Genomic DNA, 24,235 nt, shown 5'->3' with positions numbered 1-24,235 from the left:
CGCCGCCCGCCCGCCGCGGCCGGGTCAGAAGAGCGGGCGCACCTCGACGGCGGCTTCCCCGGTCCTGCCGAAGAAGGGCAGCCGCTTGGCGACCGCGAGCGCGGCGTCCAGGTCGGAGACCTCGATGATGTAGTAGCCGCCCAGCGCCTCCTTGGTCTCGGCGTAGGCGCCGTCCGTCACCAGGTGGCCACCGGCGCCGTCCTCGCGCACCACCGTCGCGGTCGAGGTCGGCTGCAGGTGCTCGCCACTGAGGATGACGTCCTTGTGCTCGCGGTCGAAAGCCGCGTGGGCGTCGTCGAGTGCCCTCCTGACGGTGTCGTCGGCGGCCTGGTAGTCGGCCTCGTTGTCGTGGATGAGCAGCAGATAGCGCGTCATGGTCGTGCGTCCCGTCGTCGGTCCCGAGGGGCTCGGTCCGGCCCCCGTCAACTTTCCGACGAACGGGGAGGGCCGGGTATCGACATCTGCCCTGCCCCGTCGGCGGCCCGCTGGACCATGGTGTCCGGCTCCGGCAGCGGGCCGAGGTGGCGGGTGACCCGCTCGCGCAGCAGCAGATACTCCGCCCAGCGGCGTGGCAGCGGCCCCGGCGGGCGGTTGACGACGCGGGCGGCGGTGACCTGCTGGCCGTGCAGGAACTGCTCGCGGGTCAGGTCCAGCTCCACGCCGCTCGGCAGCACGTTCCACCAGTGGAAGCCGTGCTGCTCACCGGCGTGGTGGACCTCGCCGACCTTCAGGTCGCCGCCGAAGAGGTCATGGACGAGCAGCGCGCTGATGTCGCAGTGCCCCCACGCCGGATTGTCCTGGTGCCACCGGCCACGCACCAGGTCGTCGGGCGAGCAGGTGTCGGCGGCCCACGACGCGCGCAGCGCCTGATCGAGGTCCAGCAGATTCCATGTGGTCATGGGTGCAGCCTCGCACCCGGCACTGACAACGCCCCCCCCCGGCGCCCGCTCCCGCCTCACGGCAGCGGGCGCAGGCTGGCCGGGGTGAGGTCGGCGCGGCTCGGGTAGCCGTCGACGGCCATGATCAGGTCGGCCTCCGCCAGCACGGTCCTCAGGACGTGGACGATGCCGTCGGTGCCGCCGAGCGCGCAGCCGTACGCGTACGGGCGGCCGATGCCCACCGCCGTCGCCCCCAGCGCCAGCGCCTTGACCAGGTCGGCGCCCGAGCGCACGCCGGAGTCGAAGAGCACGGGCAGCCCGTCCGCCGCGGCCACCACCTCGGGCAGCACGGCAAGCGCGGGCAGGCCGCCGTTCGCCTGGCGGCCGCCGTGGTTGGAGCAGTAGACGCCGTCGACGCCGCCGTCCTTGGCGCGGCGCGCGTCATCCGGGTGACAGATGCCCTTCACGATCAGCGGCAGGGTCGTCACCGAGCGCAGCCAGCCGAGGTCTTCCCAGGTCAGAGCGTTGCCGAAGAGCTGGGTCCAGAGCAGTACGGCCCCCTGCGGGTCGTCCCCCGGGTCCTTGCCGAGCAGCCGGCGGAAGACCGGGTCGGTGAAGTAGTTGGCCAGGCAGTGGCCACGCAACTGGGGGAAGTTACCGGTCGCCAGGTCGCGGGGGCGCCAGCCGGTGACCCAGGTGTCGAGGGTGACGACGATCGCGGCGTATCCCGCGCTTTCCGCCCGGTGGATCAGGCTCTCCGCCAGGTCGCGGTCGGTGGGCGTGTAGAGCTGGAAGAATCCGGGTGTGCCGCCGAGCTCGGCCGCCACGTCCTCCAGCGGGTCGACCGTCAGCGTCGAGGCGACCATCGGCACCCCGGTGGCGGCCGCGGCCCGTGCCGTGGCGAGGTCGCCGTGCCCGTCCTGCGCGCACAGCCCGATCACCCCGACCGGCGCCATGAACAGCGGCGCGGGCCAGGTCCTCCCGAACAGCTCGACGGACAGGTCGCGCTCACGGGCGCCGACGAACATCCGCGGGTAGAGGCCCCAGCGGGCGAAGGCGTCGACGTTCGCCCGCTGCGTGGCCTCGTCGCCGGCGCCGCCCGCGACGTAGGACACCAGCGAGGGCGCCATCGCCTCGGCCGCACGGGCCTCCAGCTCGGCGAAGGTCATCGGCAGGTCCGGCAGGACGCCGCCGAGTGCGCGGAGATAGATGTCGTTCTGGTAGTTCCCGAACGCGGTGGGCAGGTGCGGTGGCGGCTGGTCGCTCATCGGGCGTCGTCCTCGCGGTCGGGCGGGCATGGATCACTGCGCGGGGTAGATGTCCCCGGCCGCCATCATGCTCTCCTGGTCGCTGTCCGACTCCAACTGCTCCGCCCTTTCCTGCAGTCGGGAGCGCTCCGACGCGTTCGCGGCGCGTTCGGCGTCGGCGGCGAGCTTGTCCGCCTGGGCGCGGAGCTGTCGTACATGACGCTGCGACTGGTCCATCGGTGTCATGGCGTGGCCTCGTTTCCCGCGAAGGAGTGACCTTTCCAGCGAACCAGGGTGCGGCCGGGACGGCCACCCGCCAGGGCGCTTCGCCGGCGCCGGGGTCAGACCGGGCCGGTGGCGGCCACGGCTCCGGCGGCGCCGGTCCAGCGGTCGAAGCGGGCGGTGATGTCGGCGAAGTGCTCGGCGATCCTGGCCGCGGCGGCGTCCGGATCACGGGCGGCGACGGCCTCCAGGACCTGGCGGTGCCATGTCGAATGTCGACAATACCGAGCGCCTGCAGACCCTTGAGCTTCACGCACCGAGTTGCGGCTGACACCGAGCGTACGCATCAGCTCGGGTTCGCTGTTCGCCTTCCGCATGGTCGTCGGGCTCGGCATGGCGGGCGAGTACAGCGCGAGCGCCACGTACATCATCGAGAGCCGGCCGCAGCGGATGCGGAACACCGCCTCCGGCATGCTGCTGTCCGGCTACCCGCTGGGCGGGGTGCCGGCCGCCAAGACGTACGCCTGGGTGGTGCCGCACACCAGCTGGCAGGTGCTGTGGATCGGCATCCTGCCGGTGATCTTCGCGGTCCACCTGCGCCGCCGGCTCCCGGCGGCCACCGAGTGGCAGCAGTCCAAGGACGCCGGAGAGCGGCCGGCCGGCGCGACCGCGCTTCTCTTCACCGGACACGCCCGGGCGTGGACCATACCCGTCTGCCCGGTGGCGGGGCTCGCCCTGCTACAAGCTCCCGTCGTCGCTGCTCGGCGAGCTGGCGCAGGCCAGGGTGATCGCCGCGGTCAAGGACTCCTCGGGCGACCTGGAGGGCTTCCAGCGGGCGCTGGACGGCACGGCGGGCAGCGGGGCCGGCTGCCTCACCGGTTCCGAGACACTGGCGGACCTGGCGATGGCGCGCGGCGCGGACGGCATCGTGCCGGGCCCTGGGCAACGTCGACCCGCACGGATACGTGCGCCTCTACCAGGCCGCCCGGGCCGGGGACACCGCGGCCGCCCTGGCCGAACAGCGGCGGCTGACCGAGCTGTTCGGGATCATCGATGTCGCCGACCGCGGCCGGGTGGGCCGGATGTCGGGCGCGCTGGGCGCCTTCAAGGCGGCGTGGTCGCCCGCGGGGTGATCCGGCACCCGTACACCCAGGCGCCGTTGCTGCCGCTGACGGACGCCGAGTCGCGGGCGGTCGCGGACCGGGTCGTCGCGGCCGTGCTCGCTCTGATCGAATAGCCCACAGGGCGAGGGCAGTTGACTGCCCGTCGTGTCCGCGGCGCGGGTCGCGCCGCGGACAGGATTCCCTGAACGCTTCCCTCCGGGGCGTGATTCAGGTCACAATTGTTTGACTGTCAGTGAAACTTCCGCGCAACATTGCGGAAACCACTCCTCCAACGAGGAACCGTAGAAGCATCGTTCTGTAAACGTTTACAGTTTGCCGCCGGACATCGAGGGGACGACTATGACGACTTCGGGTGGACCGCCCACCGTGGAGACCATCGCCGAGCGGGCGGGGGTGTCCATCGCCTCGGTCTCCCGCGTTCTCAATGGTCACGGGGCCCGTCCCAACACCGTCCGGCGCGTGGAGCAGGCCGCGGCCGAACTCGGCTACGTGCCCAACGGGGTGGCCAGATCCCTCAAGGGCGGGCGTACACGGCAACTGACCTTCGCCATGCCCGATGTGGGCAATCCCGCCTATGTCTCGATGGTCCGGCAGATACAGACGGTGACCAAGCCGCTGGGCTACCGGCTGCTGCTGCACTCCACCGACGCAATCGCCGAGGACGAGTTGGACGTGGTGCGCAGCCTCGCCGACCGGACCACCGACGGGCTGATCCTGTGCCCGATCCGGGTGACCGACGAGCATCTTGAGGTGCTGGCGCGCGCCGCCCGGCCGGTGGTCGTCATCGGGTCGCTGCCCGGCACCGCGACGGTGGACAGCGTGCGCGCCGACTCGGTGTCCGGCACCGTGCTCGCGGTGCGGCACCTGATGGAGCGCGGCCGGCGGCGGATCGCGTTGATCAACGGGCCCGCGGACACCGTGCCGGGACGCAACCGCAGGATCGGCTACGAGACGGCGCTGCGCGAGGCCGGCCTGGTGCCCGACCCCGCGCTCACCGTGACCACCGAGTTCGGTATCGAGGCCGGGGCGCAGGCCGCCCACCGCCTGCTGGACGCGCATCCCGGCATCGACAGTGTCTTCTGCGCCAACGACCAACTCGCCCTCGGCGCGGCCCATGCCGCGCACGACCGGGGTCTGCGCATTCCCGACGACCTCGCGGTGGTGGGGATGGACGACAGCGAACTGGCCATGGCCGGCCACCCGGCGCTGACCAGCGTGGACCTCGGCTCGGCGGAAAGGGGGCGGCTCGCCGCCGAGATGCTGGTCGCCCGGCTGGACGGCGGCGACCACCCGGTGCGCTGCGAGACGGTCGCACCCCGGCTGGTGGTCCGCGAGTCCACCACCGGCGCTCGGGCCCGGGCCGCCGGTGTCGCGGCGGTCGCCTCATGAGCGCCGCCACCGCCACCCAGCCGCGGCCCGGCGCCGGCACTCCCCCGCCGCGTACGACCGCCGCCCGCCGCCGGATGCTGGGCCTGGACCGGGACGCCTGGTTCCTGCTGCTGCCCGCGCTGATACCCGTGCTGGTGCTGAGCGTCGGACCGCTGGTGTACGGCATGTCGCTGGCCTTCACCGACGCCCAGTCGGGCGTCACCCGGTCCACGTCCTTCACCGGCCTGCGCAACTTCGCCGACCTGCGGCTGGATTCGCTGTTCTGGGACTCCTTCAGGATCGGCCTGATCTGGGCGGTCTGCGTCACCGCCCTCCAACTGCTCATGGCGCTCGGCCTGGCGCTGCTGCTCAACCAGAATCTGCGGTTCCGCTGGCTGGCCCGCACGCTGGCTCTGGTGCCGTGGGCGATGCCCGAGGTCGTGGTCGGCATCATGTGGCGGCTGGTCTACAACCCGGACGCGGGCATCCTCAACAACACCCTGCGCCATCTGCATCTGTCCTCGGGGCACACCGACTGGCTCTCCAGCCTGTCGCTCGCGCTGCCCGCGGTGATCGTGGTGGGCGTATGGGCGGGGATGCCGCAGACCACCGTGGTGCTGCTGGCCGGCCTGCAGAACGTACCGGTGGAGCTGCACGAGGCGGCCGGTATCGACGGCGCCGGGCTGTGGCGCCGCTTCACCACTGTGACCTGGCCGACGCTCAAACCGGTGGTGCTGTCCATCACCGCACTCAACTTCATCTGGAATTTCAACTCCTTCGGCCTGGTGTACGTGCTGACCAGCGGCGGCCCGGGCGGCAAGACCCGGCTGCCGATGCTCTTCGCCTACGAAGAGGCCTTCCGCTACGGCCAGTTCGGCTACGCGGCGGCCATGGGCCTGGTGATGATCGCGGTGATCGCCGTGCTGCTCACCGTCTTCCTGCGCAACCGTCTCAAGGAGGCCGACCAGTGAGCGCCGCCGTCCCCGCCTCGGAGCAGGCCGCCCCGCAGCCCGTCCCCCGCCGGCTGCCGTCCCCCGCACGCCGCCGCCTCGGCCGCCGTGCCGGCCGGACCGGGCAGTACGCGGCGCTGCTGTGCTATCTGGTCTTCCTCGCCTTCCCGCTGCTGTGGCTGATCTCCACCGCGTTCAAGTCGCCCAGGGAGCTGGGTTCTGTCGACCCGACCTGGCTGCCGCGGCATCCGACCCTGGGCAACTTCCGTACCGCGCTGGACGAGCAGCCGCTGCTGCACGCGGCACTCAACAGCCTGCTGGTGGCCGGCGCGGCCGCGCTGATCTCGGTGGGCGTCGCGGTGCCCGCCGCCTACGCGATGGCGCGCTTCAAGGGCGCGGTCAGCAGGGCGGGGACCAGCTGGATCCTGGTGAGCCAGATGTTCCCGCTGGTGCTGATCATCATCCCGTTGTTCATGGTGCTGAAAAATCTGCACCTGATCGATTCCCGGCCGGGCCTGGTCGTCGTTTACGTGGTGTGGACGCTTCCTTTCGTGCTGTGGATGCTGCAGAGCTACGTCCGAGCGGTGCCGGTGTCGCTGGAGGAGGCCGCCGCGATCGACGGCTGCAGTCGCCTGCGGACGCTGCGCAGCGTGGTCCTTCCGCTGCTGACACCCGGGCTGATCGCGACCCTGATGTTCGCTTTCGTCACCGCCTGGAACGAGTTCTTCTTCGCCCTGGTCCTGCTCAAGACGCCGGAGAAGCAGACGATGTCCGTGATCCTCACCCACTTCACCGGTGCCGAGGGCGCCGCGGACCTCGGCCCGCTGGCCGCCGCGTCGCTGCTCGCCACCATTCCCAGCCTGGTCTTCTTCGCGCTGCTGCAAAAGCGTCTGGTCGGCGGGATGTTGTCCGGGGCGGTGAAGGGCTGATGCGCCGCCGTACGCTGCTCGCCGGCGCCGCCGCGACCGCCGCTGCCGCCGGCTCGGTCCCCCTGCTGTCCGGCTGCGGCTCGTCGGCCGGCTCCGGCGTGCCCACCCTGGACTTCCTGTCGCTCGCCTGGCAGGAGGAGTCGGTCAAGGCCAACAAGGCGCTGGTCGCCCAGTGGAACTCCGCGCACCCCGAGGTGCAGGTCCGCTACGTGCAGGGCAGTTGGGACGACGTCCACGACCAACTGCTGACCTCCTTCGAGGGCGGCGCGGCACCGGACATCATCCACGACGAGGGCAACGACCTCACCGACTTCGGCTCCGGCGGCTACCTGGCCGACCTGACCCGGCTGCTGCCCGCGGCCACCCGGCGCCGTATCCCCTCGGCCGCCTGGGACATGGCCCGCTTCGGCGGCGGGCTGTACGGAGTGCCCTTCCTGCAGGAGCCGCGAGTCCTGATCGCCAACCGCACGCTGCTGGCCAAGGCCGGCGTCGCCCTGCCGGACGCGGCGAAGCCGTGGACCTGGGACGAGTTCGATGACATCTGCAAGCAGTTGTCGCGCGGCGGTTCCGGCGAGCGCTACGGCGTGGCCTGGCCGATGAGTTCACCGGTGAGCCTGACGCTGAATCTGGCGGTGACCACCGGTGGCCGGATCCTCTACGGAAAGGACGACGGGGGCACCGAAGTCCGCCTGGACCGGGCCGACTCCGCCGTCGCCGAGCTCGTACGCCGCCAGGTCGGCACCGACCGGTCGGCGCCGGCCACGGCACTCGGCATGGCCGGCGGCGACGCGCTGCCGGGCTTCTTCGCCGGGCGTTACGCGATGCTGCCGCTCAACCTGTCCTACCGGCAGCAGATAGAGCAGCAGGCCCCGGCCCACTTCGACTGGGTCACCCTGCCGCTGCCGGTCGGCGCCGGCGCCCCGGACGGCGGGCGCGCCCAGGGCGTCAGCCCGCAGACGCTCTCGGTGGCCGAGGACTGCGGTCACAAGCAGGAGGCGGCCGCCTTCATCGACTTCATGACGCAGACCGGCCACCTGGTGGAGCTGGCCAAGGGCGACTGGATGGCGCCGACCGGCACCGACGCGCTGCGCGATCCGTCGCTGACCACCGACAAGCTCGGCTGGAGCACCGGCATGTCGGTGTCCGCGCACCTGGTGGCCTCCCCGGCGCTGGGCCGGCGCGGCTACCCCGAGTGGTCGGAGAAGCTCGCCACTCCGGCCCTGCAGCAGTTCTACAGCGGCGCCATCGACCTGGACTCGCTGCGCAAGAAGCTGGTGCGCGACGGCAACCGGATCTTCGACCGCTACCGCGCCTGACAGCCGAAGGAGCCACCGACATGTCCGCAGCCGCGAGCGGCCCGCCGCCGCGAGCGCCGCCCGGCCGCGCAGGAGCACGGCGGACGCACGCACCACACAGCAGGACTCACCAGGAAATGGCACGGCATGAGCACAACTCCCGCCTCACCCGATCCCTCCGGCCCGTATCTGACCCCGTCGCCCCACACCGCCCGCCGGCCCGCCCCCGTCCCCGGCTCGCCGCGCGACCACGCGCGCGGCGCGCTGACCGGCCTCGCGGTCGGCGACGCGCTGGGGGCGCCGGCCGAGAACATGAAACCCTCCGCGATCCGCAAGCGGTGGGGACGTATCGAGGACTTCGTCACCGACGACCCGGCCGGCACCGACGACACCGAATACGCGATCCTGTCCGGGCTGCTGCTGGCCAGACACGGATCGGCCCTCACCACGGGCGACGTCGAGACGGCCTGGCACGTATGGATCGCGGACCGCGACGAAGGCCCTTTCAAGGGGGCCGGGTTCAGCGAGCGCGGCACGCTGGAGAATCTGCGCCGGGGCCTGGCGTCGCCGATCACGGCGCAGCACCGGCACGCCTGGAGCGACGGTCTGGCGATGCGCGCCGCGCCCTGCGGTGTCTTCGCCGCCGGGCGGCCCGCGGAGGCCGCCCGGCTGGTCGCCATCGACGGCACGGTCAGCCATGAAGGCGAGGGGATCTACGGCGGGCAGGCGGTCGCGGCCGGGGTCGCGGCGGCGATGGGCGGCGGGGACTCCGCGGTGGTCATCACCGCGGCACTGTCCGTGGTGCCCGAGGACTCCTGGACGGCCCGCTCGCTGCGGCGGGCGGTCACGGTGGCCCGCCGGGTCAGGCTCGACCCGGCCCTGACCGTGCTCGACCGGGAGCGTGCGCTGCGCTCCGCGGTCGTCATCGGCGGCTACCCGTGGACCGATCTGGCGCCCGAGGCGGTGGGGCTGGCCTTCGGCGCCTTCGCCCTGGCGGGGGGCGACTTCACCGGCTCGGTGCTCACCGCCGTGAACATGGGCAGGGACGCCGACACCACCGCCGCGGTCGCGGGCGCCCTGGCCGGCACGCTCGGCGGCTGGTCGGCGATCCCGGCCCGCTGGTCACGGGCCGTCAGAGCGGTACGGGGCAGCTGCCTGCCCGCGATGGCCGGCTACCACGTCCACGACATCGCCGACCTGCTCTCCCCCGACGAGCCCGGCCACGCCACCACCGGGCGGGCCGCCTCATGACGCACTGCACAGAGCCGACCCCGGCCGGGCCGCGCGCCGCTGACGCGCCGGCCGCCGGATCCACCGGCCAGGACGCCGTGCCGCAGCTCCAGGTCCCCGCGGCCCGCACCGACGCGTCGCGTCCCGGCTCGCGCCCGCCGGCGGGCACGGGCGGCCGCCCGCACGGGCGGGCGGCGGAGGGCGCCGCGTCCGGCGACGGGGACCGTTCCCGGGTGGAAGGGCTGCTGCTGGGGCTCGCGGCGGGAGACGCCGCAGGGTGGCCGGCGGCGCGGCACCGGGCGGCGCGGATGCCCGAGTGGACCCGGCGCCTGACCCGGGAGCTCGACACCTTCGCAGAGCAGAACGAGACGACCACCCTGCCGGTGCCGATCGCCCTCAACCAGCCGCCGGAGCCGCTGCGGCTCGGCCCGTCCGACGACGCCGAGTGGGCGGCCTTCACCGCCGAGGCGGTGCTCGCCTCGCGCGGGGCACTGCTCAGCGACCTGTCCCGGGACCGGCGGGTACGCGCCGCGGTGGACCTGGCATGGATGTCGCTGGCCGCCGAGATCTCCTCGGCGGCGGCCCGCGCGCCCGAGGTCGAGTCCGCGGTGATCCCGCTGCGGGCCAGGATCTCGGTACGAGCGGGACTGGGCAATCTCGCCACCGGCCTGCGGCCGCCCGCCACCGGGCACGACAACCCGCACTTCTTCGACGACGCCGCCTGCGGGCGGGCCTGCGTCCTGGCGGTCGTCCACCCCGGCGACCCGGCGGCCGCGGCGGACCTCGCCGAGTACGACGCGCGCTACACCCAGGACGAGGACGGGGTGCACGGCGCCCGTGCGATGGCCGCCGCCGTCGCGCTCGCGCTGGCCGGCGCGCCGGCGGCGGACTGCGTGGCAGGCGCGCTGCGCCAGCTGCCGCCCGGCTCGGAGATCGCCCGCAACGCGCAGCACGCCGTGGCGCTCGCCCGGGCCGCCCGGGCGGCCGACGGCGGCTGCCACGGGCAGGCCTTCGGGCTGATCCCGCTGCTCGAACACCAGATCATCGACCACGTCTACAGCTACGGCATCGCCGCCGCAGACACCGTGCCGGTCGCCCTCGCCCTGGTCCTGGCCAGTGACGGCGCCGTGGAGGAGGCGGTGCCCGCCGCGGCGTGCCTGTCGCGGGTCGCGGACTCGGCGCCCGCGCTGGCCGGCGCGCTGGCCGGCGCACTCGGCGGCGCGGAAGCCCTGCCCGCCTCCTGGCGGGCCGCGTGCAGGACTCTGGCCGGCTGCGCGCTGCCGCGGCTGGCCGGTCTCGACCTCGTGGAGTTGGCCGGACGGCTGGCCGGTATCGAACCGGCCGTCACAGCCCAGGAAGGACTCGGAATCCATGAAACTGACGCTTGAGGACCGTATCGCCGGCTGCCTCGTCGGCGCCGCCGTGGGCGACGCGCTCGGCGGCCCGGTGGAGGGCTGGACGCCGGAGCAGATCGCCGAACGGCACGGCGGCCGGGTGCGCGGCATCGTCGGCCCGTTCCACGACGACTGGCGCACCGCGCGGCCCATCGCGCCGTACCACAAGGGTGACGGCCACGTCACCGACGACACGTTGATGACGCACGCGCTGGTCCGGGTCTACGCGAAAGTACGCGACCACCTGGACGCGTACAGCATCGCCGAGCACCTGGTGCCCGACCTGATCACCACGCCGCGGTGGATACCGGAACTGGAGGCCGAGGCGCTGCCGTTGCAGCGGATCTTCCTGGCCGAGAAGTGGATCGTGGCCCGGCTGCACTACGGGCATGTGGACCCCCGGGAGGCCGGCGTCGGCAACATCGTCAACTGCGGTGCGGCGATGTACATGGCGCCGGTGGGCGTCGTCAACGCCGGTAATCCGGCGGCGGCTTACGCGGAGGCGCTGGAGGTGGCGGCGCCGCACCAGTCGTCGTACGGCCGCGAGGCGGCGGGGGTCTTCGCCGCGGCCGTGGCGGCGGCCTTCGTCCCCGGTGCGACCGCGGCGAGCGTGGTGGACACGGTGCTGGGGCTGGCCAAGGACGGTACGCGCTCGGCGGTCGAGGCGGTGTGCGAGCGCGCGGCCTCCTACGACGACTGGGAGCAGGCGCTCGGGCCCCTGCGGGAGGCGGTCGCGCCCTTCGACACGGTCGGGCCGCGTTACCGCGAGCCCTCGCTCGGCGCCCGGCGGCCGTCCCGGCTGCACGCGATCGAGGAACTGCCGGTCGCGCTCGGGATGTTGCTGGTCGCCGGCGGCGACTACGCGCCCGCGGTGCTCGGCTCGGTGAACTACGGCCGGGACTGCGACTCGATCGCCACGATGAGCGGAGCCGTCGCCGGCGTGCTCGGCGGTGCCGGGTCGGTGCCCTCCGACTGGACCGCCGAGGTGGGCCGGGCCAGCCGGCTCGACCTGCACGGTCCGGCGGCCGAGCTGACCGCCGTGACCCGGGAGGTCTTCGCCCGGGACACCGAGCGCCGCCGGGCGCACGAGGCGGCGTTCACGGCCGTGGCGGGGGTGCGATGACGACCCCGCCGGGGCACCTGCGGCTGACCTGGGTCCAGCCCGAGGACCTGCTCGGCCACGAACTGCGGCAGGCCGCGGAGGACGGCCGCGACGCCGCCGGTGTCCGCCGCCGCTGGCTGGCGGCGGGCGGCCATCTCGCCCCCGACCGGGCGGGGGCCTCCCCCGGTCCGGCCACGGCGGCGCTGCGCGCCCTGGCGGAATCCCTGCTCGACGAACTGGCGTCGGTGCCGCCGCCGTCCGCCGCGGACGAGCCGACGGCGCTGGCCGCCGTCCACGCGGCGTCCCCGGCGTGGTCGGCCGAGGGCCCCAGCGGTGCGGCCGCCCGGCGGCGTGTGGAAGGAGACCGGGCGGGGCTGGCGGTCCGGCTGGAAGCCGGCTGGCTGGGGCGGGCCGCCGGGTGCCTGCTCGGGAAGCCGGTGGAGAAGCTGACGCTCGGCGGCATCCGGGAGATCGCCCGGGGGACCGGGAACTGGCCGCTGGACGGCTGGTTCACCGCCGTCGGGCTGGATCCGGCGGTCGCCGCCCGGCATCCGTGGAACCGCCGCAGCGCGGGCACCTCGCTGGCCGAGAACATCAGCGGGATGCCGGAGGACGACGACCTCAACTACCCGCTGCTCGGGCTGCTGTTGCTGGAGGCGCACGGCCACGGCTTCAGCACCGCCGATGTCGCGGAGCTGTGGCTCGCGGAGCTGCCCGCGGGCCGCACCTTCACCGCCGAGCGGGTCGCGTACCGCAATCTGCTGGACGGGATCGAGCCGCCGCACACCGCCACCCGGCGCAATCCCTTCCGCGAGTGGATCGGCGCGCTCATCAGGGCCGACGTCTACGGCTGGACGCACCCGGGCGACCCGGTCGCGGCCGCCGACGAGGCGTGGCGGGACGCGGTGCTCACGCACACCGCCAACGGCGTCTACGGTGCGATGTTCGCCGCGGCGACGATCGCCCGCGCGGCGGGCGGGGACACCGACGTCCATGAGTGCCTGGCCGCCGGGCTCGCCGTGCTGCCGAGCGGGTCGCGGCTGGCCGCGGCGGTGCGTTTCGGCGTCGCTGCGGCCCGCGCGGAGCCGACCGGGACGCCCGGGGGCTTCGCGGACGTCGTGGACGCGCTGCACAGCGCCTACGGCGGGCACCACTGGGTGCACGTCGTGCCCAACGCGAGCCTGCTGGCCGCCGCCCTCACCCATGCGGACGGCGACTTCACCGGCTCCATCACCCGCGTGGTGTCCGGCGGTTGGGACACCGACTCCAACGGGGCGACGGCCGGTTCCGTGGCCGGGCTGCTCGCGGGTTCGCCCGCCGCCCTGCCCGGCCGCTGGACGGACCCGCTGAAGAACCGGCTGTCGACCACGGTCGGCGGCCTCGACGGCATCGGCTTCGACACGCTGGCCCGGCGCACCGCCGCGCTGGCTGTCCTCCCGCAGGAAGGCACGTCATGACCGCAGCGCCCGCAGGGCCTCCTGGGATCGCGGTCCTGGGCAGCGCCAACATGGACCTGGTGGCGTACGTCAGGGCCGCACCGGCCCGAGGTGAGACGGTGACCGGCGAGTCGTTCCGCACGGTCGCCGGCGGCAAGGGCGCCAACCAGGCGATCGCCGCCGCCCGGGCGGGCGGCGCGGTCACGATGATCGGCGCGGTCGGCGACGACGACTTCGGCCGGCAGCTGCGTGCCGCGCTGGAGGGCGCCGGGGTCGGCACCGGCCGGCTGCGCACGGCGCCGGGCCCGAGCGGCATCGCGCAGATCGTGGTGGACGGCGAGGGGCACAACGCGATCGTGGTGGTGCCGGGCGCCAACGGCACGGTGAAGGAGCTGACATCGCAGGACGAGGCGGCGATCGGTGCGGCCGGCGCGCTGCTGCTGCAGCTCGAACTCCCGCTGGCAGGCGTACTCGCCGGGGCGCGGGCGGCCAGGGCGCACGGCGTGCGTACGGTGCTGACCCCCGCCCCCGCACAACCGCTGCCCGCCGAACTGCTGGCCGTCACCGACCTGTTGGTGCCCAACGAGCACGAGGCCGCCGCGCTCAGCGGTGAGCGCGATCCGCGTGCGGCGGCCCGCGCGCTGCTCGACGCGGTACCGGAGGTGGTGATCACGCTGGGCGGGGCGGGCTGCCTGCACGCGGTACGCGGCCGGGAGCCGCTGGCCGTCCCGGCGCTGGCCGCCGACGTGGTGGACACCACCGCCGCGGGCGACACCTTCGTCGGGGCGCTGGCGGTGGCGCTCGGCGAGGGCCGCGCGACCGCCGACGCGCTTCGCTGGGCGACCGCCGCCTCCGCGCTGTCCGTCGAACGCCCCGGCGCCTCCTCCTCGATGCCGGACCGCGCGGCCATCGACGCCCGCGCCGCCCTGGCCCGCCCGGCCCCGTAGCCGCCCGCACACACCCTCGGAAACACCGGAACACCGAAACAGAGGTAGGACCCATGCACCATCCGCATCCGCAGGAAGCGGCCCCCTCCGCCCCGCCGGATCCCGGCTCCGCCCCGGCGAGCCCGCCGGCCGCCGCGGGACCGCTGGCCGGGATCCGGGTGCTGGACCTGGCGACGCTCTTCGCCGGTCCTGGCGCCGCGACGCTGCTCGGCGACTTCGGCGCCGACGTGATCAAGGTCGAGCACCCGAGCAAGCCGGACCCGTCCCGGGGCCACGGCCCGGGCAAGAACGGCGTCGGCCTGTGGTGGAAGCACCTCGGCCGCAACAAGCGCAATGTCACCGTCGACCTGTCCACGCCCGGCGGCCGCGAGGTGCTGCTCAAGCTGGCCGCGTCCGCCGACGTGATCATCGAGAACTTCCGCCCGGGCACCCTGGAGAAGTGGAGCCTGGGCTGGGAGGAGCTGTCCGCGGCCAACCCCCGGTTGGTGCTGGCCCGGGTCACCGCCTTCGGCCAGTTCGGCCCGTACGCGCGCCGCCCGGGCTTCGGCACCCTCGCCGAGGCGATGAGCGGCTTCGCGGCGACCACCGGCGAACCGGAAGGACCGCCGACGCTGCCGCCGTTCGGCCTGGCCGACGCGGTGGCCGGGCTCGCCACGGCGTACGCGGTGATGGCGGCGCTCGCGGGCCGCGACCGTACCGGCGCCGGGCAGGTGGTGGACATGGCGATCATCGAGCCGATGCTCGCGGTCCTCGGCCCGCAGCTGCTCTGGTACGACCAACTCGGCTATGTGCAGCCGCGGATGGGCAACCGCTCGTCCAACAACGCCCCCCGCAACACCTATCGCACCGCGGACGGCAGCTGGCTGGCGGTGTCGTCGTCGGCGCAGTCGGTGGCCGAGCGGGTGCTGCGGCTGGTCGGCCACCCGGAGTTCGTCGACGAGCCGTGGTTCGCGACCGGCACCGGGCGGGCCGCGCACGCCGAGGAGATCGACAAGGTGGTCGGCGACTGGATCGCCCGGCACGACCGGGACGAGGTGGTGGCCGCGTTCGAGTCGGCGCAGGCCGCGGTCGCCCCGGTCTACGACGTGCGCGACGTGGTCGCCGACCCGCAGTTCCGGGCGCTGGGCACGGTGGCGCGGGTGGAGGACGAGGATCTGGGCCCGCTGCGGATGCAGAACGTGCTCTTCCGGCTGTCCGGCACCCCGGGCGGCATCCGCTGGGCCGGCCGGGCGCACGGCGCCGACACCGACGACGTGCTGGCCGAACTCGGCCTGACCGCACCGCAGATCGAGGCGCTGCGCGAGGAGGGCGCGCTGTGAGCCCGCAGGTCCGCGCAGCGGGCTCGGTACCGGCCCCCGGCGGTGACCCGCAGGCGGCCGGGGGGCGGCAGCCCGGCCGCTCCGGCGTCGTCCTGACCTGGCTGTACGCGCCCGGCGACCGGCCGGAGGTGGTGGCCAAGGCGCTGCGGTCGGGGGCTGACGTGGTGCTGGTGGACCTGGAGGACGCGGTCAGGGCCGACCGCAAGGACTATGCCAGGGCCGCGACGGCCGAACTGCTGGCGGACCCCGTCTCCGGCCCGACCGCCGTGCATGTCCGGGTCAACGCGCTGGAGGGTCCGCTGCTCGCCGCCGACCTGGCCGCGCTCGCCGGGCTTCCCGGGCTCGGCGGGCTGCGGCTGCCGAAGGTCGGCGCGCCCGGCGACGTCGGCCGGGTGGTGCGGATGCTGCGCCAGGCCGGGGACGTACCCGCGCTGTATCCGCTGCTGGAATCCGCGCTCGGCGTGGAGAACGCCTTCGCGATCGCGTCGGCGGACCCCGCCGTCCGGGGCATCGCGCTCGGCGAGGCGGACCTGCGGGCGGACCTCGGGGTCGCCGACGAGGAGGCGCTGGAGTGGCCCCGGGTCCGCACGGTGGTCGCGGCGCGGGCGGCGGGACTGGCGGCGCCGGCCCAGTCGGTCTACCCCGACGTCAGGGACGTGACCGGGCTCGCCGCCTCCTGCCGGCGCGGCCGGGCGCTGGGCTTCCTCGGCCGGGCCGCGATCCACCCGCGCCAGCTGCCGGTGATCGAGCGGGCGTATCTGCCCTCCGCGCCGGAGATCGCCGCGGCCCGGGAGACGGTGGCGGCGGCCGACGCCTCGCCGGGCGCGCTGGCACTGCCCGACGGGCGCTTCGTCGACCCCGCGGTGGTGGCCGGCGCCCACCGGGTGCTGGCACTCGCGTCCCGCGCGGAGGCGACTACCTGAGCCGGCCGCGGTACGGCCCCGGGAGCCGTACCGCGGCGGCGGGTCGCTACGATCGGCGGCCACCGTCCCCGGCCGAGGAGTCCCGTGTGAGCAGTGAGGCGTTCTACCGGAGTCTGGGCGGCGGCCGGTACGCGAGCACTCCCGCGACGGCGGGGCCGTGGAGCGCCGGGACGCAGCACGCGGGTCCGCCGTCCGCGCTGGTCGGCCGGGTGATGGAGGGTCACCGGCCCAGGCCGGGCATGCGGATCGCCCGGCTGACGGTCGACCTGCCGCGCCCGGTGCCGGTCGGCGACCTCGACGTGGAGGTGACGACGATACGCAGCGGCGGGCGCAGCGAACTGCTGGAGGGCCGGATCACCTCGGGCGGCAGGACGGTGCTGCTGGCCAGGGCCTGGCGGCTGGTGGCGGCGCCCGACGACACCCCGGCGCTGAGCCCGTTGCCACCCGTACCGCCGCTGCCGGGCCCGCAGCCGCCGCAGACGATGGCCGGGGCGTATCTGGACGGCTACGTCTCGGCGATGGAGTGGCGCTTCCCGCCGGGCGCGCCGGGCGCGGCCGAACCGGGCTTCGACACGCCGGGACCGGGTACGGCCTGGGCGCGGCAGCGGGTGCCGCTGGTCGCGGGCGAGCCGGACACCCCGCTGACCAGGGCGCTGGCGCTGGCCGACAGCAGCTGGGCGGTCGGCTTCGAGCTGGACCACCACCGCGGCCTGGTCATCAACACCGACGTCACCCTGGTGCTGCACCGCGACCCGGTCGGCGAGTGGCTCTGCCTGCGCTCGGCCACCGCCGCGGCTCCGGGCGGCGCGGGCCTGGCCCACGGCGAGTTGCACGACGCGACGGGCGAGTGCGGGCGGATCCTGCAGACGCTGCTGGTCGCCGAACGCTGAAGGGCCGCGCGGGCGGCGCGCCGAGCCTATCCGTTTCGCGGTGATGTGTCGGCCATAATCGCGGGCAGGGAGCAGTCTGTAGCACCGTCAGCAGCACGGCATCCGGCGATACGACAAAGGGTGGATCCATGGCCTCCGCAGACCAGGCGGCGCAGAACAGCAAGAGTCCGGGCGGCGGGACGCCGCACGGCACGGCGCAGATCGGGGTGACCGGGCTGGCCGTGATGGGCCGCAACCTCGCCCGCAACCTCGCCAGGCACGGCTACGCCACCGCGATCCACAACCGCACCGCCGCGCGCACCCGGGCGCTGGTCCAGGAGTTCGGCGACGAGGGCAGGTTCGTGCCGTCCGAGAGCGCCGAGGACTTCGTCGCCTCGCTGGAGCGGCCCCGGCGGATCATCGTCATGGTCAAGGCGGGCGACCCCACCGACGCGGTGATCGAGGAGTTCGCACCGCTGCTCGAACCCGGCGACATCATCGTGGACGCGGGCAACGCGCACTTCGCCGACACCCGGCGCCGGGAGAAGGACCTGCGCGAGCGCGGCATCCACTTCGTGGGCACCGGCGTGTCGGGCGGCGAGGAGGGCGCGCTGCACGGCCCGAGCATCATGCCGGGCGGCTCCGCCGAGTCCTACGAGGCGCTCGCGCCGATGCTGGAGGCCATCGCCGCCAAGGCCGACGACGGCACGCCGTGCGTGACCCACATCGGCCCGGACGGTGCAGGACACTTCGTCAAGATGGTGCACAACGGCATCGAATACGCCGACATGCAGCTCATCGCCGAGTCCTACGACCTGCTGCGGCACGCGCTCGACCTGCCGCCCGCGCAGATCGCGGAGGTCTTCCGCGAGTGGAACCGCGGGCGCCTGGAGTCCTACCTCATCGAGATCACCGCGCAGGTGCTTGCGCACACCGACGCCGAGACCGGCAAGCCGTTCGTGGACATCGTGCTCGACGAGGCCGAGCAGAAGGGCACGGGCCGCTGGACCGTACAGACCGCGCTCGACCTCGGGGTGCCGGTCAGCGGCATCGCCGAGGCGGTCTTCGGGCGGTCCGTCTCCGGCCACGCCGAGCTGCGCGAGGCGGCCCGCGACCTGCCGGGTCCGACGCCGACGCTCCTGGACAGCGCGGCCTACGACCGCTTCGCCGACGACGTCGAGCAGGCGCTGTACGCGTCGAAGATCGTCGCCTACGCGCAGGGCTTCCACCAGATCGCGGCCGGCAGCGCCGAATACGGCTGGGACGTCGACCAGGGCGGTGTCGCGGCGATCTGGCGGGCCGGCTGCATCATCAGGGCGGCCTTCCTCGACCGGATCAGGGCCGCGTTCGACGCCAGGGCCGATCTGCCGACGCTGCTCATCGACGAGCACTTCGGCGAGGCGCTGCGGGGTGCGCAGAGCGCGTGGCGGCGGGTGGTGAGCACGGCGGCCGAGCTGGGCATCCCCACGCCGGGCTTCGCGGCCGCGCTCGCCTACTACGACAGCCTCCGCGCGGAGCGGCTGCCCGCCGCGCTCATCCAGGCCCAGCGCGACTACTTCGGCGCGCACACCTACCGTCGTGCCGACCGCCCGGGCACGTTCCACACCCTCTGGGCCGAGTCCTCCCGCCCGGAGGTCACCCCGTCCTGACCCCCCGCTCCCCCGCGCACCGGGGTGATCGCCACTCGCGATGGCATCGGGCCTCCCGATGCTCCCTGGTGCTCGGGCTCGGGTCACCACGCCGTCCACGCACGCCACCGCGTCCGCCTGCTCGAACAACTCATCGCGCCGGGCAGTCAGATACTCGTCGTCAACCGCTCAGACGTGACCTCTCGCAGCGAAGGTTGAGCGCCGATCGCGCGAGTGGGGCCGGTCGAGATAGCTGTCACTGGCCGCGTCGGTTCGCCGGGCTGCGATCATGCTGGGATGGCCCGTGACGTCCTGTTCTTCCTCGCCGCCGACGACGAGGCTGCGGCGGCTGCGCGGCTGCGGGGACCCGGTGCCGCCTTCGAGCCCGCCAGGTGCCACTTCATAGATCCGGACACGGTCATTGCCGAGTGGGACATGTACTTCGAGGAGCCCTCGGCCGAGGCCCCGTCATCTGAGCGGCTGTATGCGTGGCGGCCTTGGCCTGAGTGGGTCGTTCCTCCCTTGAACGATGGCGTTGAGGTGCTCGCTCTGCCGAAGCGGCTGACTCGTGCGCTGGCCGACGCGAGCCTCGCCGAATTGGAAGAGCTTGCCAGTCGCTGGACCACGCGGCTCCGGTCCGAGGACGGGGACGAGATGACGGACGACGATCTCCTGGCGGTTCTCCGGAAAGTCGCCCGGCCCGTCGCCTGCCCGACCGGCGGGGTCGGGTACGGCCTGTGGCTGAACGGGGCGCCGTACTGGCACCTGACCGGCTTCACTGTGGACACCGCCGCCAAGGGCATCGTCCTCGACGCCTCACCGCACGTCACGGTGGACGGCGTCGAGGTCCGCAACATCGGCGACGAGGGGGTGCACTTCCGCAAGGGCAGCGCCGACGGGGTGATCAGGAACTCCTTCGTGCACGACGCCGGCCAGAACCAGCCGGACTACGGCGTCGTCTCGGGCAACACCTTCAACGGCAGCGGAGAGCAGAACCAGAACTCCGCGGATTCCGCCATCGACGCCAAGGGCGACGGCTACCGGATCGACGGCAACACCGTGACCGACCCCTACCTGGACGGCTTCCAGACGCACACCGCCCAGTCCCCCTACGGCTGCGGCAACACCTTCTCCGGCAACAAGTTCACCGTCACCGCCTCGGACGGCTACGGCATCAACGTCACCAACAACAGCAAGAGCAAGTGCGGCGGCAGCAGCCCCAACGTCGTCCACGCCTCCAACACCTCGACCGGCGGGAAGGGCCTGACGAACATCACCGTCGCCACACCCTGACCGCCCCTCGCACCGGCGGCCGGCGCCCCACCCCCACGGGGGCGCCGGCCGTCCGCTCAGGTGCCCAGCTCGGCGATCAGCGGCACCGCCCGGGACAGGTGCACGGTGCCGGCGATGATCAGCGCGATCCCGGCCAGCTCCGGCACGATCCACCAGCCGACGCGGATGTGCTCGGAGTAGACCAGCACCCCGAGCAGCAGGCTGACGGTCGCGTCACCGAGGGTCAGGGCGGGCTGGGAGGCCGCGATGGAACCGGCCTGCAGCGCGTTCTCCAGCAGGAAGACCGCCGTCACCCCGCACACGGCGAAGCCGTAGGTCTGCCAGGCGGTCAGGAAGGCGTCGAAGCCGCTGGCGGAGAAGGTGTTGGCGGCCGACTTGATCAGGGCGGCGGTCAGCGCGTTGGAGATCGCGGCCCCGGTGCCGAGCAGTGCCGCCCGGGTGGCACCCGACGGGCGGTGCCTGGCCGCGGCGACCGTGAAGACGGTGCCCCCCGCGCACAGCGCCACCGCGGGAATCCAGCGGGTCATCGGCGCCTGGTCCGTCCCCCCGTCCGGCGCGGCACTGGCCAGCGCCACCACCAGACCCGCGACCATGCAGCCGACCGAGATCCAGCCCGACGCGGGCAGGGTGCGGTGCAGTACCGGGATGGCGATCAGCAGCGCGAAGGGCAGTTCGAGGATGAAGACCGGCTGCGCCAGCGCCAGCGGCCCCTCCACCAGCGCGAGTGCCTGGAAGAGCGCCGCCCCGACCACTCCGCAGATGCCCAGCAGCCATACCGGCTGCCTGACCATGTCCACCATCAGCCGCGGCTTGAGCGCGTCCTGGGCCGGCACCGACAGCGCGGCCTTGCGCTGCAGCACCGTCCCGGCGGCGTTGCTCGCGGCCCCGAGGAGCGCGAAGATCACGCAGAGCACCAGCAGGGTCGGCCTCCGGTGGCGTCATGGCCCGGTGCGCGGCACGGATCGGGCGGAAGAGGGTCCGCGGCCGGGCGCGGACGGCTGTCCGCCCCAGCATCCGTCGTGCGGGCCACCGCACCGGCCACCGGCCGGGCCGACTGGCGCGCCCTTCACCCGATCGCGCCAGCGCCCCGGGCCTGAGCCCCGGGGCGGACGGTTCCGGGCCGGTGCGGACGGTCCAGGACAGGTGCGGACGGTCCAGGACAGGTGCGGACGGTTCCGGTGCGGCCCGGGGCCCACCCGGTGCCTCAGGCCGCGAAGGCGTCGACGCCGGTGAGCTCGGCCGACAGCGCCCAGAGCCGGGCAGCCTGGTCAGGGTCGATCGCGTAGTCGCGCACGCCGCGGCGAGCGGCGTTGGCCGGTGCGGGCTCGGCGACCTCGCAGTCCTCCAGGTACACCCCGCCCAGCCCGTCGAGCGCGGGCGAGGTCGCCGCCCAGACCTGGGTCGCCGCGCCCTCCTGGGTGGACTTGAAGCCGGGCGGGTTCAGCGGCCTGCCGTCCTCGTCGATCCAGCCGCGCTCCACCATCTCGGCCTTGGGCAGGTGCCGCTGCAGCGGGGTGAGGATGCTGCCCGGGTGCAGCGAGAAGGCGCGGACACCCCGGCCGCGGCCGAGCGTGTCGAGCTGCCGGGCGAAGAGCACGTTGGCGGTCTTGGCCTGGCCGTAGGCCTCCAACTTGTCATAGCCGTGGCCGAAGTGGATGTCGTCCCAGCGGATCGGCGAGTTGTGGTGGCCGCCGGAGGAGACCGCCACCACCCGCGCGCCCGGCTTGATCGCCGGCCAGAGCCGGTTGACCAGGGCGTAGTGGCCCAGGTGGTTGGTGGCGAACTGGGCTTCCCAGCCCGGACCGACCCGGGTCTCCGGGCAGGCCATGACCGCGGCGCTGTTGATCACGATGTCGATGCCGCGGCCGGTGGCGAGGAAGCGGTCGGCGAAGTCGCGGACGCTGTCGAGGTCGGCCAGGTCGAGCCGGTCCACCTCCACGCCCTCGATACCCGCCAGCGCCTCGGTGGCGGTCTCCGGGCGACGGGCCGGCACCACGACGTGGGCGCCTGCCTTGGCCAGAGCCCGGGTGGCCTCAAGACCTATGCCGGAGTAGCCACCCGTGACGAGCGCGAGCTTTCCGGTCAGGTCGATGCCGCGCAGCACGTCGTCGGCGGTGCTCTTGGCACCGAAGCCGGAGCCGATCGGTCTCTGTGGCGTCTGTGGCGTAGTCATGGCGTCGAGGCTAGGAGCTGAAGTGCGCTTCAAGGCAAGTGGCCGCGGGATCGTCCGTACGGCCCCGGATGCGGGGTCAGGCAGCGCGGACGGCCGGCGGTGGTCATGATCACCCCGGCCGCGGCGGGCGCTGCGCGCTGCGGGTCCCGCATCAGGCCACTAGGCTGAACGGCGGACCTGTAGCGAAACGCGCAGGAAGCGGATCGGGACGGGGATGCCCATGACAGCACCGGACAGCGCACGCCGAGCCGTACTCCTCACCGTCGACGACGACCCGGGAGTCTCCCGCGCGGTCGCCCGCGACCTGCGGCGGCGGTACGGCGAGCGCTACCGGGTGGTGCGGGCCGAGTCCGGCGACTCGGCCCTGGACGCACTGCGGCAGATGAAGCTGCGCGGCGACCTGGTCGCGGTGATCCTGGCGGACTACCGCATGCCGCAGATGAACGGCATCGAATTCCTCGAGCAGGGCATGGACGTCTACCCCGGCGCCCGGCGGATCCTGCTCACCGCCTACGCCGACACCGGCGCCGCGATCGACGCGATCAACGTCGTGGACCTGGACCACTACCTGCTCAAGCCGTGGGACCCGCCGGAGGAGAAGCTCTACCCGGTGGTCGACGAGCTGCTGGAGAGCTGGCTGGCCTCCGACCACCGGCCGGTCCCGGAGACCAAGGTCGTCGGCCACCGCTGGTCGGCGCGGTCGTCCGGGGTCAGGGAGTTCCTCGCGCGCAACCAGATCCCCTACCGCTGGTATCTGTCCGACCAGTCCGAGGGACGGCGGCTGCTGGACGCGGCCGGCCACGACGGATTGCGGCTGCCGCTGGTGATCGCGCCCGGCGGCGAGGTGCTGATCGAGCCGTCGGACCAGGATCTGGCCGCGCAGGTGGGGCTGGCGACCACGCCGGCGGAGGAGTTCTACGACCTGGTGGTGATCGGCGCCGGACCGGCGGGCCTCGGTGCGGCGGTCTACGGTGCCTCCGAGGGCCTGAAGACCGTCCTGATCGAGCGCACCGCGACCGGCGGCCAGGCCGGGCAGAGCGCCAGGATCGAGAACTACCTGGGCTTCCCCGACGGTGTCTCCGGCGCCCAGCTCACCGACCGCGCACGCCGCCAGGCGACCCGGTTCGGCGCCGAGCTGCTCAGCGCGTGCGAGGTCACCGGCCTGGAGGTGAGCGGCCCGACCCGGACCGTGCGCTTCGCCGACGGCAGCTCGGTCTCGGCCCAGAGCATCATCCTCACCACCGGGGTGGCCTACCGGCTGCTCGACGTGCCGGGGCTGGCGGAGCTGACCGGCCGCGGTGTCTACTACGGGTCGGCGCTGACCGAGGCCGCGGGCTGCGAGGGGCAGGACGTCTACATCGTGGGCGGCGCTAACTCGGCCGGCCAGGCCGCGGTCTACCTGTCGCGGGGTGCCAAGTCGGTGACGCTGCTGGTGCGCGGGCCGTCGCTGGAGGCGTCCATGTCGCACTACCTGATCCAGCAGATCTCGGCGATACCCACCATCAGCGTCCGTACCGGCACGGTGGTCGCCGCCGCCCACGGCGAGGACCACCTGGAGGGCCTGACCCTGCGGGACAGCGCCGGCGGCGGCACGGAAATGGTCGACGCCCAGCGGTTGTTCGTCTTCATCGGGGCCGCACCGCGCACCGACTGGCTGCAGGGCGTGCTGAGCAGGGACGCGCACGGTTTCCTGCTGACCGGCCCTGATCTGGCGGCCGAGGGCGAGCGCCCGCCCGGCTGGGAGCCGGACCGGCCGCCGTACCACCTGGAGACCAGCGTGCCCGGGGTCTTCGCGGCCGGCGACGTCCGGGCGGAGTCCGCCAAGCGGGTCGCGTCCGCGGTCGGTGAGGGCGCGATGGCCGTCATGCTCGTCCACCGCTATCTGGAGGGGCTGTGAGCGTCAGTCTG

Annotated in this window: 24 protein-coding genes; 17 read left to right on the top strand and 7 right to left on the bottom strand. The window is 73.7% G+C overall.

The window, feature by feature from the left end; genetic code table 11:
* Window positions 1-24: 24 nt before the first annotated feature.
* From OG702_RS33410 to OG702_RS33390, 5 genes are all read right to left on the bottom strand, one after another.
* Window positions 25-375 carry a YciI family protein gene (locus tag OG702_RS33410; protein ID WP_327292693.1) on the bottom strand — a complete coding sequence of 117 codons (351 nt, stop codon included), beginning with the start codon at window positions 373-375 and terminating at the stop codon, window positions 25-27.
* A gap of 47 nt (window positions 376-422) precedes the next feature.
* Window positions 423-899: a YunG family protein gene (locus OG702_RS33405; RefSeq protein ID WP_327292691.1), complete on the bottom strand. Its 477-nt coding sequence runs from the start codon at window positions 897-899 to the stop codon at window positions 423-425.
* 56 nt (window positions 900-955) lie between these two features.
* Window positions 956-2,146: an alpha-hydroxy-acid oxidizing protein gene (locus OG702_RS33400; RefSeq protein WP_327292690.1), complete on the bottom strand. Its 1,191-nt coding sequence runs from the start codon at window positions 2,144-2,146 to the stop codon at window positions 956-958.
* 33 nt (window positions 2,147-2,179) lie between these two features.
* Window positions 2,180-2,371 (bottom strand): DUF6381 family protein, encoded by a 192-nt coding sequence (locus OG702_RS33395; RefSeq protein ID WP_327292689.1) that lies wholly within the window; start codon window positions 2,369-2,371, stop codon window positions 2,180-2,182.
* A 95-nt stretch (window positions 2,372-2,466) separates the two neighbouring features.
* Window positions 2,467-2,820 carry an FCD domain-containing protein gene (locus tag OG702_RS33390; protein ID WP_327292687.1) on the bottom strand — a complete coding sequence of 118 codons (354 nt, stop codon included), beginning with the start codon at window positions 2,818-2,820 and terminating at the stop codon, window positions 2,467-2,469.
* Here OG702_RS33390 and OG702_RS35595 point away from each other — a divergent pair.
* The 16 genes from OG702_RS35595 to OG702_RS33310 all read left to right on the top strand — a co-directional run bounded on the left by OG702_RS35595 (window position 2,723) and on the right by OG702_RS33310 (window position 20,154).
* Window positions 2,723-3,379: a hypothetical protein gene (locus tag OG702_RS35595; RefSeq protein WP_442814666.1), complete on the top strand. Its 657-nt coding sequence runs from the start codon at window positions 2,723-2,725 to the stop codon at window positions 3,377-3,379. The two genes, OG702_RS33390 and OG702_RS35595, sit on opposite strands and share 98 nt — an antisense overlap.
* Window positions 3,313-3,480, top strand: coding sequence for a hypothetical protein (locus tag OG702_RS33380; protein WP_327292685.1), 168 nt, complete (start codon window positions 3,313-3,315; stop codon window positions 3,478-3,480). Before OG702_RS35595 ends, OG702_RS33380 begins: the two co-directional genes overlap by 67 nt.
* A gap of 330 nt (window positions 3,481-3,810) precedes the next feature.
* Window positions 3,811-4,860: a LacI family DNA-binding transcriptional regulator gene (locus OG702_RS33375; RefSeq protein ID WP_327292684.1), complete on the top strand. Its 1,050-nt coding sequence runs from the start codon at window positions 3,811-3,813 to the stop codon at window positions 4,858-4,860.
* Window positions 4,857-5,810, top strand: coding sequence for a carbohydrate ABC transporter permease (locus tag OG702_RS33370; protein ID WP_327292683.1), 954 nt, complete (start codon window positions 4,857-4,859; stop codon window positions 5,808-5,810). Before OG702_RS33375 ends, OG702_RS33370 begins: the two co-directional genes overlap by 4 nt.
* Window positions 5,811-5,863: 53 nt before the next feature.
* A complete protein-coding gene (locus OG702_RS33365; RefSeq protein WP_327293466.1) occupies window positions 5,864-6,718 on the top strand; it encodes a carbohydrate ABC transporter permease in 855 nt (284 codons plus the stop codon).
* Window positions 6,718-8,034: an ABC transporter substrate-binding protein gene (locus OG702_RS33360; protein WP_327292682.1), complete on the top strand. Its 1,317-nt coding sequence runs from the start codon at window positions 6,718-6,720 to the stop codon at window positions 8,032-8,034. Before OG702_RS33365 ends, OG702_RS33360 begins: the two co-directional genes overlap by 1 nt.
* 126 nt (window positions 8,035-8,160) lie before the next feature.
* Entirely contained in the window at window positions 8,161-9,264 is a 1,104-nt protein-coding gene (locus OG702_RS33355) for an ADP-ribosylglycohydrolase family protein (protein ID WP_327292681.1), read from the top strand.
* Window positions 9,261-10,631, top strand: a complete 1,371-nt coding sequence (locus OG702_RS33350; protein WP_327292680.1) for an ADP-ribosylglycohydrolase family protein — start codon at window positions 9,261-9,263, stop codon at window positions 10,629-10,631. The genes OG702_RS33355 and OG702_RS33350 overlap by 4 nt, the downstream gene beginning before the upstream one ends.
* The gene (locus OG702_RS33345; RefSeq protein WP_327292679.1) at window positions 10,615-11,760 is read left to right on the top strand and encodes an ADP-ribosylglycohydrolase family protein; all 1,146 of its coding nucleotides are present in this window, start codon (window positions 10,615-10,617) and stop codon (window positions 11,758-11,760) included. The genes OG702_RS33350 and OG702_RS33345 overlap by 17 nt, the downstream gene beginning before the upstream one ends.
* Window positions 11,757-13,196: an ADP-ribosylglycohydrolase family protein gene (locus OG702_RS33340; protein WP_327292678.1), complete on the top strand. Its 1,440-nt coding sequence runs from the start codon at window positions 11,757-11,759 to the stop codon at window positions 13,194-13,196. Before OG702_RS33345 ends, OG702_RS33340 begins: the two co-directional genes overlap by 4 nt.
* Window positions 13,193-14,122 carry a ribokinase gene (locus OG702_RS33335; protein ID WP_327292677.1) on the top strand — a complete coding sequence of 310 codons (930 nt, stop codon included), beginning with the start codon at window positions 13,193-13,195 and terminating at the stop codon, window positions 14,120-14,122. The genes OG702_RS33340 and OG702_RS33335 overlap by 4 nt, the downstream gene beginning before the upstream one ends.
* A gap of 53 nt (window positions 14,123-14,175) precedes the next feature.
* Window positions 14,176-15,441 (top strand): CaiB/BaiF CoA transferase family protein, encoded by a 1,266-nt coding sequence (locus OG702_RS33330; protein WP_327292676.1) that lies wholly within the window; start codon window positions 14,176-14,178, stop codon window positions 15,439-15,441.
* Between the two features lie 92 nt (window positions 15,442-15,533).
* Window positions 15,534-16,364: an HpcH/HpaI aldolase/citrate lyase family protein gene (locus OG702_RS33325; RefSeq protein WP_327293465.1), complete on the top strand. Its 831-nt coding sequence runs from the start codon at window positions 15,534-15,536 to the stop codon at window positions 16,362-16,364.
* 86 nt (window positions 16,365-16,450) lie between these two features.
* The gene (locus OG702_RS33320; protein ID WP_327292675.1) at window positions 16,451-17,254 is read left to right on the top strand and encodes a thioesterase family protein; all 804 of its coding nucleotides are present in this window, start codon (window positions 16,451-16,453) and stop codon (window positions 17,252-17,254) included.
* A 128-nt stretch (window positions 17,255-17,382) separates the two neighbouring features.
* On the top strand, window positions 17,383-18,882 hold the full coding sequence (gene gndA, locus OG702_RS33315) for an NADP-dependent phosphogluconate dehydrogenase (RefSeq protein ID WP_327292674.1): 1,500 nt from the start codon (window positions 17,383-17,385) through the stop codon (window positions 18,880-18,882).
* A gap of 633 nt (window positions 18,883-19,515) precedes the next feature.
* A complete protein-coding gene (locus OG702_RS33310) occupies window positions 19,516-20,154 on the top strand; it encodes a right-handed parallel beta-helix repeat-containing protein (protein ID WP_327292673.1) in 639 nt (212 codons plus the stop codon).
* A 56-nt stretch (window positions 20,155-20,210) separates the two neighbouring features.
* Here the strand turns inward: OG702_RS33310 and OG702_RS33305 are convergent, their stop codons facing one another.
* On the bottom strand, window positions 20,211-21,074 hold the full coding sequence (locus OG702_RS33305; RefSeq protein WP_327293464.1) for a DMT family transporter: 864 nt from the start codon (window positions 21,072-21,074) through the stop codon (window positions 20,211-20,213).
* 284 nt (window positions 21,075-21,358) lie between these two features.
* Window positions 21,359-22,327 carry an SDR family NAD(P)-dependent oxidoreductase gene (locus OG702_RS33300; RefSeq protein ID WP_327292672.1) on the bottom strand — a complete coding sequence of 323 codons (969 nt, stop codon included), beginning with the start codon at window positions 22,325-22,327 and terminating at the stop codon, window positions 21,359-21,361.
* 220 nt (window positions 22,328-22,547) lie between these two features.
* Here OG702_RS33300 and OG702_RS33295 point away from each other — a divergent pair, with 220 nt between their 5' ends.
* Window positions 22,548-24,224, top strand: a complete 1,677-nt coding sequence (locus OG702_RS33295; RefSeq protein WP_327292671.1) for an FAD-dependent oxidoreductase — start codon at window positions 22,548-22,550, stop codon at window positions 24,222-24,224.
* The last annotated feature ends 11 nt before the right edge of the window (window positions 24,225-24,235 follow it).

The organism is Streptomyces sp. NBC_01198 (assembly GCF_036010485.1).
Taxonomy (GTDB): domain Bacteria; phylum Actinomycetota; class Actinomycetes; order Streptomycetales; family Streptomycetaceae; genus Actinacidiphila.
This window is presented reverse-complemented; position numbering and strand designations above follow the sequence as displayed.

What these genes read in the sequence shown, in the direction of transcription:
- OG702_RS33410 (WP_327292693.1), bottom strand. Translation starts at nt 375, where the DNA reads ATGACGCGCTATCTGCTGCTCATCCACGACAACGAGGCCGACTACCAG.
- OG702_RS33405 (WP_327292691.1), bottom strand. Translation starts at nt 899, where the DNA reads ATGACCACATGGAATCTGCTGGACCTCGATCAGGCGCTGCGCGCGTCG.
- OG702_RS33400 (WP_327292690.1), bottom strand. Translation starts at nt 2,146, where the DNA reads ATGAGCGACCAGCCGCCACCGCACCTGCCCACCGCGTTCGGGAACTAC.
- OG702_RS33395 (WP_327292689.1), bottom strand. Translation starts at nt 2,371, where the DNA reads ATGACACCGATGGACCAGTCGCAGCGTCATGTACGACAGCTCCGCGCC.
- OG702_RS35595 (WP_442814666.1), top strand. Translation starts at nt 2,723, where the DNA reads ATGGTCGTCGGGCTCGGCATGGCGGGCGAGTACAGCGCGAGCGCCACG.
- OG702_RS33390 (WP_327292687.1), bottom strand. Translation starts at nt 2,820, where the DNA reads ATGCCGGAGGCGGTGTTCCGCATCCGCTGCGGCCGGCTCTCGATGATG.
- OG702_RS33375 (WP_327292684.1), top strand. Translation starts at nt 3,811, where the DNA reads ATGACGACTTCGGGTGGACCGCCCACCGTGGAGACCATCGCCGAGCGG.
- OG702_RS33370 (WP_327292683.1), top strand. Translation starts at nt 4,857, where the DNA reads ATGAGCGCCGCCACCGCCACCCAGCCGCGGCCCGGCGCCGGCACTCCC.
- OG702_RS33360 (WP_327292682.1), top strand. Translation starts at nt 6,718, where the DNA reads ATGCGCCGCCGTACGCTGCTCGCCGGCGCCGCCGCGACCGCCGCTGCC.
- OG702_RS33355 (WP_327292681.1), top strand. Translation starts at nt 8,161, where the DNA reads ATGAGCACAACTCCCGCCTCACCCGATCCCTCCGGCCCGTATCTGACC.
- OG702_RS33350 (WP_327292680.1), top strand. Translation starts at nt 9,261, where the DNA reads ATGACGCACTGCACAGAGCCGACCCCGGCCGGGCCGCGCGCCGCTGAC.
- OG702_RS33345 (WP_327292679.1), top strand. Translation starts at nt 10,615, where the DNA reads ATGAAACTGACGCTTGAGGACCGTATCGCCGGCTGCCTCGTCGGCGCC.
- OG702_RS33340 (WP_327292678.1), top strand. Translation starts at nt 11,757, where the DNA reads ATGACGACCCCGCCGGGGCACCTGCGGCTGACCTGGGTCCAGCCCGAG.
- OG702_RS33335 (WP_327292677.1), top strand. Translation starts at nt 13,193, where the DNA reads ATGACCGCAGCGCCCGCAGGGCCTCCTGGGATCGCGGTCCTGGGCAGC.
- OG702_RS33330 (WP_327292676.1), top strand. Translation starts at nt 14,176, where the DNA reads ATGCACCATCCGCATCCGCAGGAAGCGGCCCCCTCCGCCCCGCCGGAT.
- gndA (WP_327292674.1), top strand. Translation starts at nt 17,383, where the DNA reads ATGGCCTCCGCAGACCAGGCGGCGCAGAACAGCAAGAGTCCGGGCGGC.
- OG702_RS33310 (WP_327292673.1), top strand. Translation starts at nt 19,516, where the DNA reads ATGACGGACGACGATCTCCTGGCGGTTCTCCGGAAAGTCGCCCGGCCC.
- OG702_RS33300 (WP_327292672.1), bottom strand. Translation starts at nt 22,327, where the DNA reads ATGACTACGCCACAGACGCCACAGAGACCGATCGGCTCCGGCTTCGGT.
- OG702_RS33295 (WP_327292671.1), top strand. Translation starts at nt 22,548, where the DNA reads ATGACAGCACCGGACAGCGCACGCCGAGCCGTACTCCTCACCGTCGAC.